Raw genomic sequence first — 15,154 nt, 5'->3', positions numbered from 1 at the left:
ACTCGCCGGTTCGGGGAATTGCACAGGTCAAAAAACAGTCTGTTGGCCTATTTCATCGGCTCAATAGTGCTCGAGACCGTATTTGTAGAGGGCATTCTTCTTCACGCCGTGGATCTCGGCGGTCAGGGCAGCCGCTTTTTTCAGTGGCAACTCGGCCACCAGCAGCCCCAAAGTGCGGATCGCCTCGGCCGGCAGATCCTCTTCATCTTTGGAGGCGCCAGCCACGACCAGCACGATCTCGCCGCGGCAGCGGTTGTCATCCTCACCGAGCCAGGTCAGCATTTCGGACGCTGGCAGACCGTGGATCGATTCAAAAGTCTTGGTCAGCTCGCGGCACACCACCACCTGACGTTCGCCAAGAATGCGAGCAATCGCTTCCACCGTATCCTTCACCCGGCGTGGCGATTCGTAGAATACCAGCGAGCGGGTGTCTTCAATAACCGCTTGCAGACGATCGTCGCGTCCCTTGCTCTTGGCGGGCAGAAAACCTTCAAACGCAAAGCGATCGGTAGGCAGACCGGCTGCGCTCAGGGCGGTGATGGCGGCACAGGGGCCAGGTAGCGGCACCACCTTGACCCCGGCTTCACGACAACGGGTGACCAAGTGATAACCGGGGTCGCTGATGAGCGGGGTGCCGGCATCGGAGACCAGCGCGACACTCTTGCCCTCTTTGATCCGGCCGATCAGCACATCGGCCTTCTGCTGCTCGTTGTGATCGTGCAGGGCGAAGGTCGGCACCGAGATTTGGTAGTGGCTGAGCAGGATACCGGTATGACGGGTATCTTCGGCTGCCACCAGATCGACACTGCGTAAAATATCCAATGCACGCTGGGTGATGTCCGCCAAATTACCGATCGGAGTGGGGACTATATACAGGGTTGGGATGTCACTCATGGGATCTCCGAGTGCCCCGACAATTGTGTCGCCATATTGGCCCGTTTACACTATGGGGAACTTCAACACTGGTCGGGGAATGAACTTGAACCGGGTTACAAAGCAGCTAAGTGTATCACGACTCTTCGGCATCATACTCGCGGCAGTACTGCTCGCCGCCTGTGCGTCGGAGCCCAATCAACCGTCAGGGCAGTCAGGCATGCCCTCTGCGTTCTCCAATCTGACCAAGAATGCCCAGTGGTATCTTGAGCAGGTGGACCCGGCCAAGCCGGCCGAAGCCTTTACCTGGCAGATGCTGGCGGCACGCAGCTATCTGGCGCTGGGCCAGGCCAAACCGGCCTCGGCACTGTTCCAGCAATTGCAGAAGCAGGCCAAGGAGCCCACCCAGAAGGCGCAGCTGCAACTGCTGCAAGCCCATCTGTTGCTGGCGCAGGGCCACGCCAATCAGGCGCTGATCCTGCTGGAAGGCAAACCCGAGGTGGTGCTGGATGCCGATACCCAGAAGGATTGGTATCGCCAGCGCGTGGTGCTGCAGCTCGACATCAATAACAAGTTTGGCGCAGCCAAGTCGTTGATTGCACTGGAGCCCTACCTCAACCAGAGCGAGCAGGCGACCAACCATCAGCAGATCTGGTCGTTGCTCAAAAGCATGACCCCCTCCACCCTGCAAGCGCTGGAAGAGGCGCCGGCCCCTGATGTGACTACCGGCTGGCTGCGACTGGCGGCACTGGTCAACGAGTTTGGCGCCCAGCCGAACCTGCTGGCCCGCCAGCTGGCAGGCTGGAAGCGCGATTTCCCCAACCATCCGGCCCAGAAGGATATGCCGGCAGGGTTGGGCGATCTGGCTACCACTGCCAGCACCTCGGTGCAGCAGATCGCCGTGCTGCTGCCCCTCTCCGGCAATCTGGAGCCGCAGGGCGCCGCCATCCGCAACGGTATGCTGATGTCTTATAAGGAAAATCAGGGGCAATTTACCCTGAACTTCTACGACACCCAGAGCAAGTCGACCGGCGATCTTTACAAGCAGGCGATTCAGGAAGGGGCGGACATGATCATCGGCCCGCTGCTGAAAGACCGGGTCGAGGAGCTGCTCAAGGCCAATCCGACCGTGCCGGTGCTGGCGCTCAATGAGCTGGACAAGCCGATCGTCAACGATACTACCTACTACTTCTCCCTCTCTGCCGCCGCAGATGCCGCGCAGGCAGCCCAGTACCTCTACACACAGGGCTACCGCAAACCGCTGCTGATCGCCGCCCAGGGACGGATCGGTTACAGCAGTATCAAGGCGTTCGAGCAGAGCTGGGCCACCCTGAGCCAGGATAAGCCGGTCGTTGCCACCTTCGGTGCCCGCAACGAAGTACAGGGGATGGTCAAGAATGCCCTGAGCGGCCGCTCTACCGCCCGTGCAGGTGAAGTGGTGCAACTCTCTGATGCCGCACCGCGCAGCATCGATGCCGTTTATGTGGTGGCCAACAGTCTGGAAACCCGGATGATCAAGCCCTACGTGGATGTCTCGGTCAATCCGATGGGCAGCCTGCCCATCTACACCAGCTCCCGTGGCTACGACAGCGCTGCCACCGAGGTCGCCTCCGAGCTCAACGGCATGCATATCGCCGATATGCCGCTGCTGCTTGGCGGCTACGAGAAACAGCGCGAGCAGATCGCCCTGCTCTGGCCGCAGACTCAGGGTGACCTGCTGCGTCTGTTTGCCATGGGTTACGATGCCGTCAGCCTGGCAGAGAACCTGCAGCAGATGCGCAAGGTCGGTGGCATGCAGCAGGCTGGCATGAGCGGTCAGCTGAGCGTGGATGCCCAGGGCAATATCGTGCGGATGCTGAGCTGGGGGACTTACCAGAACGGCAAACTGGTCGACGAGAACGCCGTTCAGCAGCTGGAGGAGCCCTCCAATGAAGGAACTATGGAAACGGATGCGCCAGCAGTTGCCGAGCCTGTTCCTCTCACCGACGAGCAAGGGACAGCACTTTGAACAAGTCGCTGAACGCTGGTTGCAGGCCCAGGGCCTGCAACCGGTAGCGCGCAACTACCGCTGTCGTGGCGGCGAAATAGATCTCATCATGCACCAGGGCCAGACCCTGGTGTTTGTTGAAGTGCGCTACCGGGCCACCGGCAGCCATGGCGGGGCCGCTAGTTCGGTCACCCGCAGCAAACAGCACAAGATCATGCTGGCAGCGCGCCACTATTTGAAGCAACATGCCATCAACGAGGCCAATCAGGCCTGCCGATTCGATGTGATTGCGTTCGAGGGCGACCAGCCAGCCTGGATCCAGAACGCGTTTTAAGAGGACCCTATGACTGACCGCATCAAAGAGAACTACACCGAAAGCATCCAGACCAAGATAGCCGCCGCCGAGGCGCTGCCGGATGCCATCCATACTGCAGCCCAGATGATCACCATCTGCCTGCTCAATGGCCACAAGGTGCTGGCATGCGGTAACGGTCCTTCTGCCGCACTGGCGCAATTGTTCATCTCCGAGCTGGTCAACTGCTACGAGACCCAGCGCCCCTCCCTGCCCGGCATGGCCCTGACCCCGGACATGGCGACCATCAGCGCCATCGCCACCGACCACGGTTTTGAAGAGGTCTACGCCAAACAGATCCGCGCACTGGGCCAGCCCGGCGACATTCTGGTGGTCATCACCACTTCCGGCCACAGCCGCAGCCTGATCAAGGCCGCCGAGGCCGCCCTCTCCCGCGATATGACCATAGTGGTGCTGAGCGGGGGGGACGGTGGCGAAATGGCAGGGCTGCTCGGTCCGAATGATGTGGAGATCCGCGTTCCCTCCGCCCGTCGGCCTCGCATTCTGGAAGTGAATCTGTTGACCCTGCACTGCCTGTGTGATCTCATCGACCAGACACTTTTCCCGCAACAGGAAGATTGAAACCATGAAAAAGCACACTATCCTGCTCGGTCTGCTGGTGAGCAGCCTGCTGCTGCAAGGCTGCGCAGCCGTAGTTGTTGGCGGCGCCGCAGGGACAGCCAAGGCCTCTGGCGATCGCCGAACGCTGGGCGCACAGTGGGATGACCAGGCCATCGAGCTGAAAGCGGCCAATCTGCTGGCCGACAATAAACCGCTCAGCGCAGCCAGCAAGATCAGCGTCTACAGCAACAACGGCCGCGTGCTGCTGGTCGGCCAGACACCTTCTGACGTTTACAAGATTGAGGCGGGCAAAATTGTCAGTCGCATCGAAGGGGTCCGCCACGTCTACAACGAGTTGCGCCTCGGCCAGCCCGCCAGCTTCACCACTCGCAGTAATGATTCCTGGATCACCTCCAAGGTGAAGGCCGACATGTTCGGTACCAAAAACTTCGACAGCACCAAGGTCAAGGTGGTCACCGAGAATAGCGAGGTGTTCCTGATTGGTCTGGTGACGCGTCAGGAGGGGGAACAGGCAGTGCAGATTGCTCGCCATGTTGAGGGCGTGAAGCGCGTGATCAAGGCCTTCGAGTTCGCCCAGAACTAAGCCAAACCGGCATAAAAAAACGCAGCCAATCGGCTGCGTTTTTTATTTGATGACCTTCAGGGTCGGACGACCGCTGGGGCGCGGCGGTTCCGGCTCAGGCTCCACCGGTGCTTCGGCCTGTTCCAGCCAGATGTCGTAACCCGGCTCGGGCGGGAACATGGTGCCCACGCCGTTCTCCCGGGCATGGATAGCCAGTACGGCCGCCATCGGGATATAGACCTGCTGGGATACCCCGCCAAAGCGGGCGCTGAAGCTGATGGCCTCATTATCCATATGAAATTGCATCACGGCACGAGGCGCGATGTTCAGCACTATCTGCCCATCCTGGGCAAACTGCATCGGCACCATCACATGGGGAATGTTGACGTTGACCACCAGATGGGGGGTCAGGTCATTGTCCAGCAACCAGTCAAAGAACGCCCGTAACAGGTACGGGCGGCTCGGGGTCATTGTCGGTTCCATGCTCATACGCCAGAACGGATCTCGCGTTCGGCTTCGGTCAGAGAGGCCTGGAAGGATTCACGCTCGAACAGACGAACCATGTAGGCCTTCAGCTCTTTGGCACCACGACCGGTCAGGTCGATGCCCAGGCTCGGCAGACGCCACAGCAGCGGAGCCATGTAGCAATCCACCAGACCGAACTCTTCGCTCATGAAATAGGGCATTTCACCAAAGATCGGCGCGATGGCCAGCAGGTTGTCACGCAGTTCGTTGCGTGCCGCTTCAGCATCGGTACCGGCCATGATCTTGTCGGCCAGGGAGTACCAGTCCAGCTCGATGCGGTGCATCATCAGACGGCTGTTACCACGAGCAACCGGGTAAACAGGCATCAGGGGCGGATGCGGGAAGCGCTCGTCCAGATACTCCATGATGATGCGTGAGGTATAGAGTGCCAGCTCACGATCCACCAGGGTCGGTACAGAGTTGTACGGGTTCAGCTCGGCCAGCTCATCCGGCAGATTGGCTGGGTCAACCTGGCAGATATCCACGCTAACACCCTTCTCCGCCAGGACAATACGCACCTGATGGCTGAACATATCGTTGGCACCGGAAAACAGCGTCATTACCGAACGCTTATTGGCAGCTACAGCCATTGAACCCTCCCGTCATAAAAAAGCAGAAACGGCAATGAAGCATCTTGGTCTTCATTGCCGTGCATTATATTACCCGTATCTGGTCGCTTAGTGAACGTCGCGCCAGAATTCCTTCTTCAACAGCACAGTGAAGATGAAGAAGATCACGATGAAGCCAAGTACCCAGAAGCCCATACGTTCACGCTCCTGTTGTACCGGTTCAGCCGAGTAGACCAAGAAGTTTACCAGATCCAGCACCGTCTGATCATACTCTTCGTTATTCATTTCACCATTACCGTCAGATTTGATGCTGACAACCTGATGGGTTTCCACGCCATCGACCGTGTGAGTGGCGAACTCGGCACGGGGGGTTCCCTGCAACGGCTCCAGTACATGGGGCATGCCCACGGACGGGAATACGGCGTTGTTCACCCCGAACGGACGGGTTTCATCCACATAGAAGGAGCGCAGATAGGTGTAGATCCAGTCTGCACCACGCACCCGGGCAACCAGCGTCAGATCGGGAGGCGGCGCACCAAACCACTTGGCGGCATCCTTCTCCGAGACCGAGTTTTCCATCAGGTCACCAATCTTGGCGCCATTGACGATCAGATTGTCAGCCATCAGATCAGCCGGGATCCCCAGATCCTCTGCCACCCGGTTGTAACGCTGATACTGGGTGCTGTGGCAACCAAAGCAGTAGTTCATGAAGGTGGCGGCGCCACGCTGCAGAGAAGCCTTGTCGCTCAGGTCATAGTTGGCCTTGTCCAGATGCACGGCTCCGGTATTGGCAAACACCAGTGACGGCAGCAGGGTCAGCACTGCAAATATTATTCTTTTCATTTAAATGTCACCCTCTCCGGCAGCGGCTTGGTGCTTTCGTTCTTGCTATAGAAGAACAGCAGGACGAAGAACCCGAAATAACCCAAGGTACAAATTTGGGCAATCAGCGTCAGAGTCGGCGTCGACGGCAGCACCCCAAGGATCCCCAGAATCACGAAGCACACCACAAACTGGGCAATGTTCAGCTTGTGCAGCTTGCTGCGATAGCGCACCGAGCGCACCTTGCAGCGATCCAGCCACGGCAGCAGGAACAGCACCACAATGGAGAGACCCATCATGATGACGCCAAGCAGCTTGTCCGGCACCGCCCGCAAAATGGCGTAGAACGGCGTGAAGTACCACACAGGCGCAATATGCGCCGGGGTTTTCAGGCCGTTAGCCACTTCAAAGTTCGGCTTCTCGAGGAAGTAACCCCACATATCTGGCTTGAAGAAGATGATGGCGCAGAAGAAGAACAGGAAGCCCGCCACACCGATCATATCCTTGACGGTGAAGTAAGGGTGGAACGCCACCGCATCCAGCGGCCAGCCGTTTTCGTCCTTGTGCTTCTTGATGTCGATACCATCCGGGTTGTTGGACCCCACCTCATGCAGCGCCAGAATGTGCATGGCAACCAGCATCACCAACACCAGCGGTAACGCGATGACATGCAGCGCGAAGAAGCGGTTCAGGGTCGCACCGGAGATGACGTAGTCACCGCGGATCCACAGGGTCAGATCGTCACCGATGACCGGAATGGCGCCAAACAGCGAGATGATGACCTGGGCACCCCAGAATGACATCTGGCCCCAGGGCAGCAAGTAGCCCATGAAGGCTTCCGCCATCAGCACCAGGAAGATCAGCATGCCGAAGATCCACAGCAGTTCACGAGGCTTCTGATAAGAGCCATAGATCATGCCGCGGAACATGTGCATGTAGACCACGATGAAGAATGCAGACGCGCCGGTTGAGTGCATGTAACGCAGCAGCCAGCCGTACTCCACATCACGCATGATGTACTCCACGGAGGCAAACGCACCTTCCGCGGAGGGGTTGTAGTTCATGGTCAGCCAGATGCCGGTGATGATCTGGTTGACCAGCACCAGCATGGCCAGCGAGCCGAAGAAGTACCAGAAGTTCAGGTTCTTCGGTGCCGGATACTTGGCCATATGGTCGTTGTACATGGCCGTGAGCGGGAATCGATAATCGATCCAGCCCATCAGTTTACTCAACATGGTCAGGCCTCCTTGCCATCGGCACCGACCTGGATGGTGGTGTCATTAATGAATTGATAGGGCGGAATGACCAGGTTCAGCGGTGCAGGCACCCCCTGGAACACACGGCCGGCCATGTCGAACTTGGAGCCATGGCACGGGCAGAAGAAGCCGGACGTGACGCCCTGCACCTGCTCGCCAAAGCTGTCAGGCAGATAGGAAGGTGAACACCCGAGGTGGGTGCAAATACCGACCGCGACAAATATCTCGGGCTTGATCGATCTGTACCCGTTATGGGCATAGTCAGGCTGCTGCGGCTCTTCAGATGAGGGATCCCGCAGCTTGTCATCATGGGCAGCCAAGGCATCCAGCGTCTGTTTGGTGCGTTTCACCACCCAGACAGGCTTGCCTCGCCACTCGACACGGATGAGCTGGCCCGGTTCCAACTTGCTGATATCGACTTCAACCGGTGCACCGGCTGCTTTGGCCTTGGCACTCGGATTCCATGACTTTATAAACGGCACTGCGGTAAACGCAGCTCCTACCCCACCAACGGCAACCGTTGACCAGGTAAGAAATCTGCGGCGACCGGTATCAACTGGCGCATTGCTCATCCAAAAACTCTCCCATGTGGACTCCGCACATTCTTATAGTGTCCCTGTTCCCCATTTTTCCCGTGACAACAGCGGCGGAAGCTGGATTTACAATTGCCACAGAAAACAGGGGAAATTTTAAAGAAAAGATAACAACTTGACAAGAAAGAGCGGTGAGCAATGAAAACAATAAAGAAACAATTTTTTGTCTTTTGTGACGCGTGGTTAGCATTGATGTCGGTAATATTACCAATAAAAAAAGCCTGGCAGTTGCCAGGCTTTTTTGACACTCGAAAGAGTGAGTACCAAAAGCGAATTAACGCTTGGAGTACTGCGGACGCTTACGAGCTTTGTGCAGACCGACTTTCTTACGCTCAACCTTACGGGCATCGCGAGTAACAAAGCCAGCTTTACGCAGTTCGGAACGCAGGGTTTCGTCGTACTGCATCAGAGCACGAGTGATACCGTGGCGGATCGCACCAGCTTGACCGGAGATGCCACCACCGTTAACGGTGATGTACAGATCCAGTTTCTCGGTCATCTCAACCAGTTCCAGCGGCTGACGAACTACCATGCGGGCAGTCGGACGGCCGAAGTACTGCTCCAGGGAGCGCTGGTTGATTACGATCTTGCCGCTACCCGCTTTGATAAATACGCGAGCAGTGGAGCTTTTGCGACGGCCGGTACCGTAGTATTGATTTTCTGCCATGTTGCCAGTTCCCGATTAGATATCCAGTACTTGAGGTTGCTGAGCAGCATGAGCATGCTCGGCGCCTGCGTAAACTTTCAGTTTACGGAACATGGCACGGCCCAGAGGACCTTTCGGCAGCATGCCTTTGACGGCTGCTTCGATTACCATTTCCGGTTTACGCTGAATCAGCTTGTCGAAGCTGATTGACTTGATACCACCCGGGAAACCGGAGTGAGCGTGGTACATTTTGTCGGTAAATTTCTTACCGGTTACGTGTACCTTCTCAGCGTTTACAACGATGATGTAATCACCGGTGTCAACGTGCGGAGTGTATTCAGCTTTGTGCTTACCACGCAGACGAGCAGCGATCTCGGTTGCGATACGACCCAGAGTTTTACCTTCTGCGTCCACAATGTACCAGTCACGTTTTACGGTTTCTGGCTTGGCAACGAAAGTTTTCATTAAGTTAAACCCAATTACCTGTTACAGACCCAATTGCTTATGGGGGCTCTCCCACAAACAACAAACGATGGCCTACCTGTACCCCTTCGAATACAAGTAAAGCTTAAAGTGTTGCTGTCTTATCGACAGCTGTAACGTGGGCCGGGCGATTATAAGTGAAGTTGCCTTAAATATCACCTGCTAATTTCACTGCCATGAAGCTAGCAAATGTCGCCCGGCCCTACCTGCCGCAGATGCCCATCCGACTGGCAGGCGCGGTATTGTGACTAAGGAAGGTGCACTCTGGCAAGGTATTCGTGCGATTGCATTTCCTGAAGCCGCGAAAGACAGCGTTTGAATTCGAAATTCAGCAGCCCTTCGCCGTAGAGTTCTGCCATGGGAACCGCCGCCGACATGATGAGCTTGACGTGCCGTTCGTAGAACTCATCGACCATGGCGATGAAGCGGCGAGCCGCGTCATCCGTGCCTGTGCCCATTGGCTGCACATTGGCCAGCAAGACGGTATGGAACAACCTGGCCAGCTCGATATAGTCGTTCTGGGAGCGAGGAGTACAGCAAAGTTGCTCGAATTCCATATAGAGCACCCCTTCCCCCATCCCCAGCGACCTCAGCTGACGATGATTGACCTCGAACGCCCCCTCGCAAGCCGAGTGCCCACCGGTTAATTGCTGAAAATAGTGGTCGAGATTGGCTTTTGCCTGCAAATCCAGCGGACAGTGATAAATCTCGGCTTGTTCCAGCGTACGCAGGCGATAGTCTATACCACCGTCCACGTTAAGTACCTCGCAATGGCGCTCGATAAGCTCGATAGCTGGCAGAAAACGGGCTCGCTGCAGCCCGTTGCGATAAAGATCCTGCGGCGGAATATTTGAGGTGGCAACCAGTACGACACCGTGACCAAACAACTCCTGGAACAGTGTGCCCAGCAGCATGGCGTCGGTGATATCGGAGACAAAAAATTCGTCGAAACAGATGATGTCTGTCTCGCTGGCAAGCTTGCTGGCCACCAGCTTGAGCGGATCGGACTGCCCGCTCAGCCCCTGCAGTTCATCGTGAATGCGGTGCATGAAGCGGTGGAAGTGGCTGCGCATCTTGCGCGTCCCCGGCAGGCTGTCGAAAAAAGTATCCATCAGCCAGGTCTTGCCTCGGCCCACTCCGCCCCACATATAGATACCCTGGACGGGCTCCGGCGGCTTGGGCTTTTGCAGCCAACCAAACAACCCTCGAGATCTGGTCGGAGTCGGGCGCCGTAGCAAATCCTGATACAGTCGCTCCAGCCTGCTAATGGCCACCCCCTGTGCGGGGTCGGCCACAAAGCCGGGGCGCAGCAGATCCTGCTGGTATTTTTGCTGCGGTGTCATCCTTGAGCGCCTCTCCAAGTCCCTGAATCGAGGACAAAATGGTATCACGGCCTCAGGACGCACGGTATAGTGCCATCAAGGCATGGCGGTTATGACGACCGCATAAACCCACTCTGTTTTAGCTGTAACAAGGAGCATCTATGAGTCTGTTAACTGGGATCCTGCTGGCTGTCGCGGCCTTGATTATCGGTATCGTTCTCGGCCGTTTTTCGGTGCGCAGCCGCGATGCAGGCCGTCTGGAACAGGAACTGAAGAAGGCCCACAAGGAGCTCGAGAGTTATCAGGGCCAGATCAACACCCACTTCGCCGACAGTGCCGCGCTGATGGAGCAACTGGCCGAGCAGTATCAGACCCTCTATCGCCACATGGCCGAGCAGAGCAAATTCCTGGCCAAAGCGCAGGAACCACTGTTCCGCGAGTCCTTGGTAGAAGAAGCCCCTGCCAATGTGGCAGAAGAGCCGGGCGTTCCGCCTCGCGACTATGCGGGCGCCTCTTCCGGACTGCTCAAACAACCAAACTAGTTCCTCGCGGAACTAATTGGCCAGTCCCGTGGTCTGACCTTGACGATTGCAATGCAACTTTTTCTGGGAGCTGTTTTTCATATGCGTAAACCTCTTTCCATGCTCAGTGTGCTAGCCCTCAGTGTCGGTATCGCCATGTCTGCGGCCCCTGCTCAGGCTGCACTGCCTTCCCTGTTAGGCTCAAATCAGGAGATGCCAAGCCTGGCGCCTGTTCTCGAACAGGTCACCCCGGCTGTGGTCAATATCTCGGTTTCTGGCAAAAAAATTACCCGTCAGCGTCTGCCGGAGCAGTTCAAGTTCTTCTTCGGCCCCAACATGCCCGACGAACAGGTGAGCGAGCAGCCGTTCCAGGCGCTCGGCTCCGGCGTCATCGTCGATGCCAAGAAGGGTTACGTGATCACCAACGCCCACGTGGTTCACGAGGCCGACGAGATCAAGGTCAACCTGAAGGATGGTCGTGAGTACGCGGCCAAGAAGATCGGTGAAGACAAGCAGTCCGACATCGCCCTGCTGCAAATCAAGGCCGAGGACTTGGTGCAGATCAAGTTCGCCGACTCCGACGAGCTGCGGGTGGGTGACTATGCGCTGGCCATCGGCAACCCGTTTGGTCTGGGTCAGACCGTCACGTCAGGTATCGTCAGCGCGCTGGGTCGCAGCGGCCTCAACATCGAGAATCTGGAGAACTTCATCCAGACCGATGCGGCCATCAACTCCGGTAACTCCGGCGGCGCCCTGCTCAACCTGCGTGGTGAGCTGATCGGTATCAACACCGCGATTCTGGGCCCGAATGGCGGCAATATCGGCATCGGCTTTGCCATCCCCTCCAACATGGTGCGGGATCTGACCGAGCAGATTGTCAAGTACGGTGAAGTGCGTCGCGGCCAGCTGGGCATTACTGGCACCGAGCTCACCTCCGACATCGCCAAAACCTTCGGCTACAACAAGAAGGACGGAGCCTTCGTCAATCAGGTCATGCCTGATTCGGCGGCCGACAAGGCGGGTATCAAGGCTGGCGATATCATCGTCAGCATCGATGGCAAACCGGTTCGCTCCTTCGGCGAGCTGCGTGCCAAGATCGCCACCATGGGCGCGGGCAAGCAGGTCGAGTTGGGATTGATCCGCGATGGCAAGTCACAAACTGCCAAAGTGACCCTGAAGCAGGCCGATGACAGCGAAGTGCGCGCCAGCGCGCTGCATCCGGCACTGGAAGGGGCCAAGCTGAGCACCACCACCGACCCGGTCTCCGGCGTCGCGGTGGCTGACATTGATCCTCGCTCTCCGGCAGCCGCTTCCGGCCTGCAGAAGGGCGACATCATCATCGGGGTCAACCGCCTGCGCATCAACACCCTGGGCGAGCTGACCAAGGCGCTCAAGAACAAGCCTGACGTACTGGCCCTCAATATCCAGCGCGGCGACTCCTCGCTCTATCTGGTGATCCGCTAACACTCGGGTTGTTCGCCAATCCCTCTATCACCCGCGGTCTTCACCGCGGGTGATTTTTATCCACCGATAGTGTTATTCTCTGCGCGCAGCCTGTACGGATGAGAATGACATGAAAATCCCCCCTTTAGTCAGTTACTTGGGCAAGTCTGTCGGTTTTGGATTGACCGTCGCGGCGCTGCTGTTGCTGCTGTTTCCCCATTTTCGCGGTGGTGCCCAACTGCCCGGCATCATCACCAATGCCCGTGAACTGAGTTTCTCCTATGCCGCCCATCGGGCTGGCCCTGCCGTCGTCAACATCTACACCCGCAGCTTTGCCCCCAATCAGGGCAATCAGGGGGAGCTGCGCCCGCAGGGGCTGGGTTCCGGCGTCATCATGAACCAGCGCGGCTATGTGCTGACCAACTACCACGTCATCGCCGATGCCGACCAGATCATCGTCGCGTTGCAGGATGGCCGGGTCTTCAGCGCCGAGCTGGTCGGCACCGATCAGCTCACCGACCTCGCCGTGCTCTATATCGAGTCAGACAACCTGCCGGTGATCCCGCAGGATCCGGAGCGACTGCCAGAAGTGGGGGATGTGGTGCTCGCCATCGGCAACCCCTACAACGTCGGCCAGACCATCACCCAGGGCATCATCAGTGCGACCGGCCGCACCGGCCTCTCCAGCATGGGGCCCGACAGCAATGGCCGTCAGGATCTGCTGCAGACCGATGCCGCCATCAACGAAGGCAACTCGGGTGGGGCGCTGGTCAACGGCCGTGGCGACCTGGTGGGCATCAACACCGCCACCTATCACCTCAACGGCAACCAGGAGAGCTACGGCATCAGCTTCGCCATCCCCTACCGGCTGGCAAAACGGATCATGGATGAGCTGATCGCCAACGGCCGGGTGATCCGCGGCTACCTCGGGGTCTCCAGCGTCGAGATCAATCCCATCGTCGCGCGGATGATGAACCTGGGCGACCTGCGTGGCCTGGTGGTGGAGAGTCTGGATCCCAATGGTCCTGCGGCCAAAGGCGGCCTGCAGCGGGGGGATGTGCTACTCAAGATCAACGGAGAAGCCATCAGTGGCGTGCGCAGCGCCATGGACAAGATTGTCGAGAGCCGCCCCGGCACCAAGCTGACCATCTCGGTATTCCGCTCCGGCAAGCCGCTGGAAGTGGTGGTCACCATAGAAGAAGATCTGCGCTATCAGCAGAGAATGGCCAGCTCGAGCGCCGCATCGGCCAGCTAACGTGCAGCTCCGGCTGTGGCGCTGCGCGCTTGTCATGAGGGAGATTATATTACTGGCGAGATAATCGGCCGCGACTGGGATTCATCGATGCAACAATGAGGTCGACTATCCCCTGCTGCCATACTGCAAACCCTGAATCATTACACAGCCGATCACTGCATTGCGGATCAGAATAAAACGAGGAGTGACTACTCCTCGTTGAAGCCGGAGGTGAACAGCTCCACCACGGCGGCCAGGGCCTCGACCTCTTCGGGGCCCTCAACCTGTACTTCCACCTGCCGCCCTTGCGCGGAATCCAGCATCAGCAGGCCGATGATGCTGTCAGCATCTGCCTCGACACCATCTTCATTGCGCAGCAAGACGTGGGCATCGAAACCCTGCACCAGCTCGAACAGCATCATGGCCGGTCTGGCATGAATACCCAGCTTGTTTTTCACTTCAACCGAGGCGGAAACAGTCATCGGGTCGTCCTATTGGTCCGTCAGGATTGGGGGGCACTCTTGTCGAGAGTACGGTGGCGGATCTGCACGTTCTTGCCAAGCAGGCGAAATGCGCTGGCCAACCGTTCTGCAATAAAAACCGAGCGGTGCTGACCGCCGGTGCAACCGATGCCCACCGTGAGGTAGCTGCGATTATTGCGCTCCAGATGGGGCAACCAGGTCACCAACATGTTTTCGATCTGCTGGGTAAACAGCATCACGTCAGCTTGCGCCGAAAGGTAGTTGGCGACCGGCTCATCCTTGCCGGTAAACGGCTTGAGCTCAGGGATCCAGTGCGGATTGGGCAGGAAACGGGCATCGAACACGAAGTCGGCATCCTTGGGAATGCCGTACTTGAAACCGAACGACTCGAACACCAGCACCAGCTCGTTCTCTTTCTTGCCGAGCACCCGGGTCTTGATGAGCTCACTCAGGTCGTGAATGCTGAGGTTGGTGGTGTCGATGCGCAGATCAGCGGTTGAAGAGAGGGGGGAAAGCAGGTTGGTCTCTTCCCGAATGGCCTCATCCAGCGATAGCTTGTTGCGTGACAGGGGGTGCAAGCGGCGGCTCTCGCCATAACGCTTCAGCAGGGTGCCGTTGTCGGCGTCGAAGAAGAAGCTGGAGAACTTTACCCGCCCTTCATTGCGCACTTGGGCCAGCAGATTTTCCAGTTTCTCCGGATCGCTCGGCAGGTTGCGCACATCAATACTGACCGCAAGTTTGTCATACTGGCTCTCGACCGAGACAATCAGCTGCGGCAGCAGATTGACCGGCAGGTTGTCTACACAGTAGTAACCCAGATCTTCCAGCACTCGCAGGGCTACCGTTTTACCGGAGCCCGAACGTCCACTTACCACGATTAACTGCATCTTGTTCCCTCACGC

18 protein-coding genes are annotated in these 15,154 nt (G+C 57.8%); 7 read left to right on the top strand and 11 right to left on the bottom strand.

Going from position 1 to position 15,154, the window contains the following annotated elements:
* Positions 1 to 60: 60 nt before the first annotated feature.
* Positions 61 to 894 carry a 16S rRNA (cytidine(1402)-2'-O)-methyltransferase gene (gene rsmI, locus PG888_RS00540; RefSeq protein WP_042655669.1) on the bottom strand — a complete coding sequence of 278 codons (834 nt, stop codon included), beginning with the start codon at positions 892 to 894 and terminating at the stop codon, positions 61 to 63.
* Positions 895 to 1,093: 199 nt separating this feature from the next.
* Between rsmI and PG888_RS00535 the strand changes: the two genes are divergently transcribed.
* From PG888_RS00535 to dolP, 4 genes are read left to right on the top strand one after another with little or no spacing between them, the layout of a single operon-like run.
* Complete coding sequence (locus PG888_RS00535; RefSeq protein WP_232093580.1) at positions 1,094 to 2,881, top strand: penicillin-binding protein activator; 1,788 nt, start codon at positions 1,094 to 1,096, stop codon at positions 2,879 to 2,881.
* The gene (locus tag PG888_RS00530) at positions 2,823 to 3,194 is read left to right on the top strand and encodes a YraN family protein (protein WP_333563449.1); all 372 of its coding nucleotides are present in this window, start codon (positions 2,823 to 2,825) and stop codon (positions 3,192 to 3,194) included. Before PG888_RS00535 ends, PG888_RS00530 begins: the two co-directional genes overlap by 59 nt.
* A gap of 9 nt (positions 3,195 to 3,203) precedes the next feature.
* Complete coding sequence (locus PG888_RS00525; RefSeq protein WP_005336275.1) at positions 3,204 to 3,794, top strand: D-sedoheptulose-7-phosphate isomerase; 591 nt, start codon at positions 3,204 to 3,206, stop codon at positions 3,792 to 3,794.
* 4 nt (positions 3,795 to 3,798) lie between these two features.
* Positions 3,799 to 4,377, top strand: a complete 579-nt coding sequence (gene dolP / locus PG888_RS00520; protein ID WP_042061511.1) for a division/outer membrane stress-associated lipid-binding lipoprotein — start codon at positions 3,799 to 3,801, stop codon at positions 4,375 to 4,377.
* Between the two features lie 42 nt (positions 4,378 to 4,419).
* On the opposite strand, the gene PG888_RS00515 is transcribed toward dolP, so the two are convergent.
* The 8 genes from PG888_RS00515 to zapE all read right to left on the bottom strand — a co-directional run bounded on the left by PG888_RS00515 (position 4,420) and on the right by zapE (position 10,593).
* Positions 4,420 to 4,845, bottom strand: coding sequence for a ClpXP protease specificity-enhancing factor (locus PG888_RS00515; RefSeq protein ID WP_005336278.1), 426 nt, complete (start codon positions 4,843 to 4,845; stop codon positions 4,420 to 4,422).
* Entirely contained in the window at positions 4,842 to 5,471 is a 630-nt protein-coding gene (gene sspA, locus PG888_RS00510) for a stringent starvation protein SspA (protein ID WP_042012397.1), read from the bottom strand. Before sspA ends, PG888_RS00515 begins: the two co-directional genes overlap by 4 nt.
* Before the next feature lie 87 nt (positions 5,472 to 5,558).
* Positions 5,559 to 6,293, bottom strand: coding sequence for a cytochrome c1 (locus PG888_RS00505; protein WP_042655665.1), 735 nt, complete (start codon positions 6,291 to 6,293; stop codon positions 5,559 to 5,561).
* Positions 6,290 to 7,507 carry a cytochrome b gene (locus PG888_RS00500; protein WP_019444835.1) on the bottom strand — a complete coding sequence of 406 codons (1,218 nt, stop codon included), beginning with the start codon at positions 7,505 to 7,507 and terminating at the stop codon, positions 6,290 to 6,292. Before PG888_RS00500 ends, PG888_RS00505 begins: the two co-directional genes overlap by 4 nt.
* Positions 7,508 to 7,509: 2 nt before the next feature.
* Positions 7,510 to 8,100 carry a ubiquinol-cytochrome c reductase iron-sulfur subunit gene (gene petA, locus PG888_RS00495; protein WP_005336284.1) on the bottom strand — a complete coding sequence of 197 codons (591 nt, stop codon included), beginning with the start codon at positions 8,098 to 8,100 and terminating at the stop codon, positions 7,510 to 7,512.
* Positions 8,101 to 8,395: 295 nt separating this feature from the next.
* The gene (rpsI, locus tag PG888_RS00490) at positions 8,396 to 8,788 is read right to left on the bottom strand and encodes a 30S ribosomal protein S9 (RefSeq protein ID WP_005336286.1); all 393 of its coding nucleotides are present in this window, start codon (positions 8,786 to 8,788) and stop codon (positions 8,396 to 8,398) included.
* Between the two features lie 15 nt (positions 8,789 to 8,803).
* Positions 8,804 to 9,232 carry a 50S ribosomal protein L13 gene (rplM, locus tag PG888_RS00485; RefSeq protein ID WP_005336289.1) on the bottom strand — a complete coding sequence of 143 codons (429 nt, stop codon included), beginning with the start codon at positions 9,230 to 9,232 and terminating at the stop codon, positions 8,804 to 8,806.
* Positions 9,233 to 9,498: 266 nt separating this feature from the next.
* Positions 9,499 to 10,593 (bottom strand): cell division protein ZapE, encoded by a 1,095-nt coding sequence (gene zapE, locus PG888_RS00480; RefSeq protein ID WP_270692518.1) that lies wholly within the window; start codon positions 10,591 to 10,593, stop codon positions 9,499 to 9,501.
* Between the two features lie 140 nt (positions 10,594 to 10,733).
* Here zapE and PG888_RS00475 point away from each other — a divergent pair, with 140 nt between their 5' ends.
* The 3 genes from PG888_RS00475 (at position 10,734) to degS (ending at position 13,791) form a co-directional block, all read left to right on the top strand.
* Positions 10,734 to 11,114, top strand: coding sequence for a YhcB family protein (locus tag PG888_RS00475; RefSeq protein ID WP_005356646.1), 381 nt, complete (start codon positions 10,734 to 10,736; stop codon positions 11,112 to 11,114).
* A gap of 81 nt (positions 11,115 to 11,195) precedes the next feature.
* Positions 11,196 to 12,557, top strand: coding sequence for a Do family serine endopeptidase (locus PG888_RS00470; protein ID WP_005336295.1), 1,362 nt, complete (start codon positions 11,196 to 11,198; stop codon positions 12,555 to 12,557).
* A gap of 109 nt (positions 12,558 to 12,666) precedes the next feature.
* The gene (gene degS / locus PG888_RS00465; protein ID WP_042655663.1) at positions 12,667 to 13,791 is read left to right on the top strand and encodes an outer membrane-stress sensor serine endopeptidase DegS; all 1,125 of its coding nucleotides are present in this window, start codon (positions 12,667 to 12,669) and stop codon (positions 13,789 to 13,791) included.
* Between the two features lie 188 nt (positions 13,792 to 13,979).
* On the opposite strand, the gene npr is transcribed toward degS, so the two are convergent.
* Together npr and rapZ are read right to left on the bottom strand one after the other, a co-directional pair.
* Positions 13,980 to 14,252 carry a PTS phosphocarrier protein NPr gene (npr, locus tag PG888_RS00460; protein ID WP_005336318.1) on the bottom strand — a complete coding sequence of 91 codons (273 nt, stop codon included), beginning with the start codon at positions 14,250 to 14,252 and terminating at the stop codon, positions 13,980 to 13,982.
* Between the two features lie 20 nt (positions 14,253 to 14,272).
* The gene (gene rapZ, locus PG888_RS00455; protein WP_111806425.1) at positions 14,273 to 15,139 is read right to left on the bottom strand and encodes an RNase adapter RapZ; all 867 of its coding nucleotides are present in this window, start codon (positions 15,137 to 15,139) and stop codon (positions 14,273 to 14,275) included.
* Positions 15,140 to 15,154: the final 15 nt, after the last annotated feature.

This window comes from Aeromonas sp. QDB23, assembly GCF_027707745.1.
Lineage (GTDB): Bacteria > Pseudomonadota > Gammaproteobacteria > Enterobacterales > Aeromonadaceae > Aeromonas > Aeromonas allosaccharophila.
This window is presented reverse-complemented; position numbering and strand designations above follow the sequence as displayed.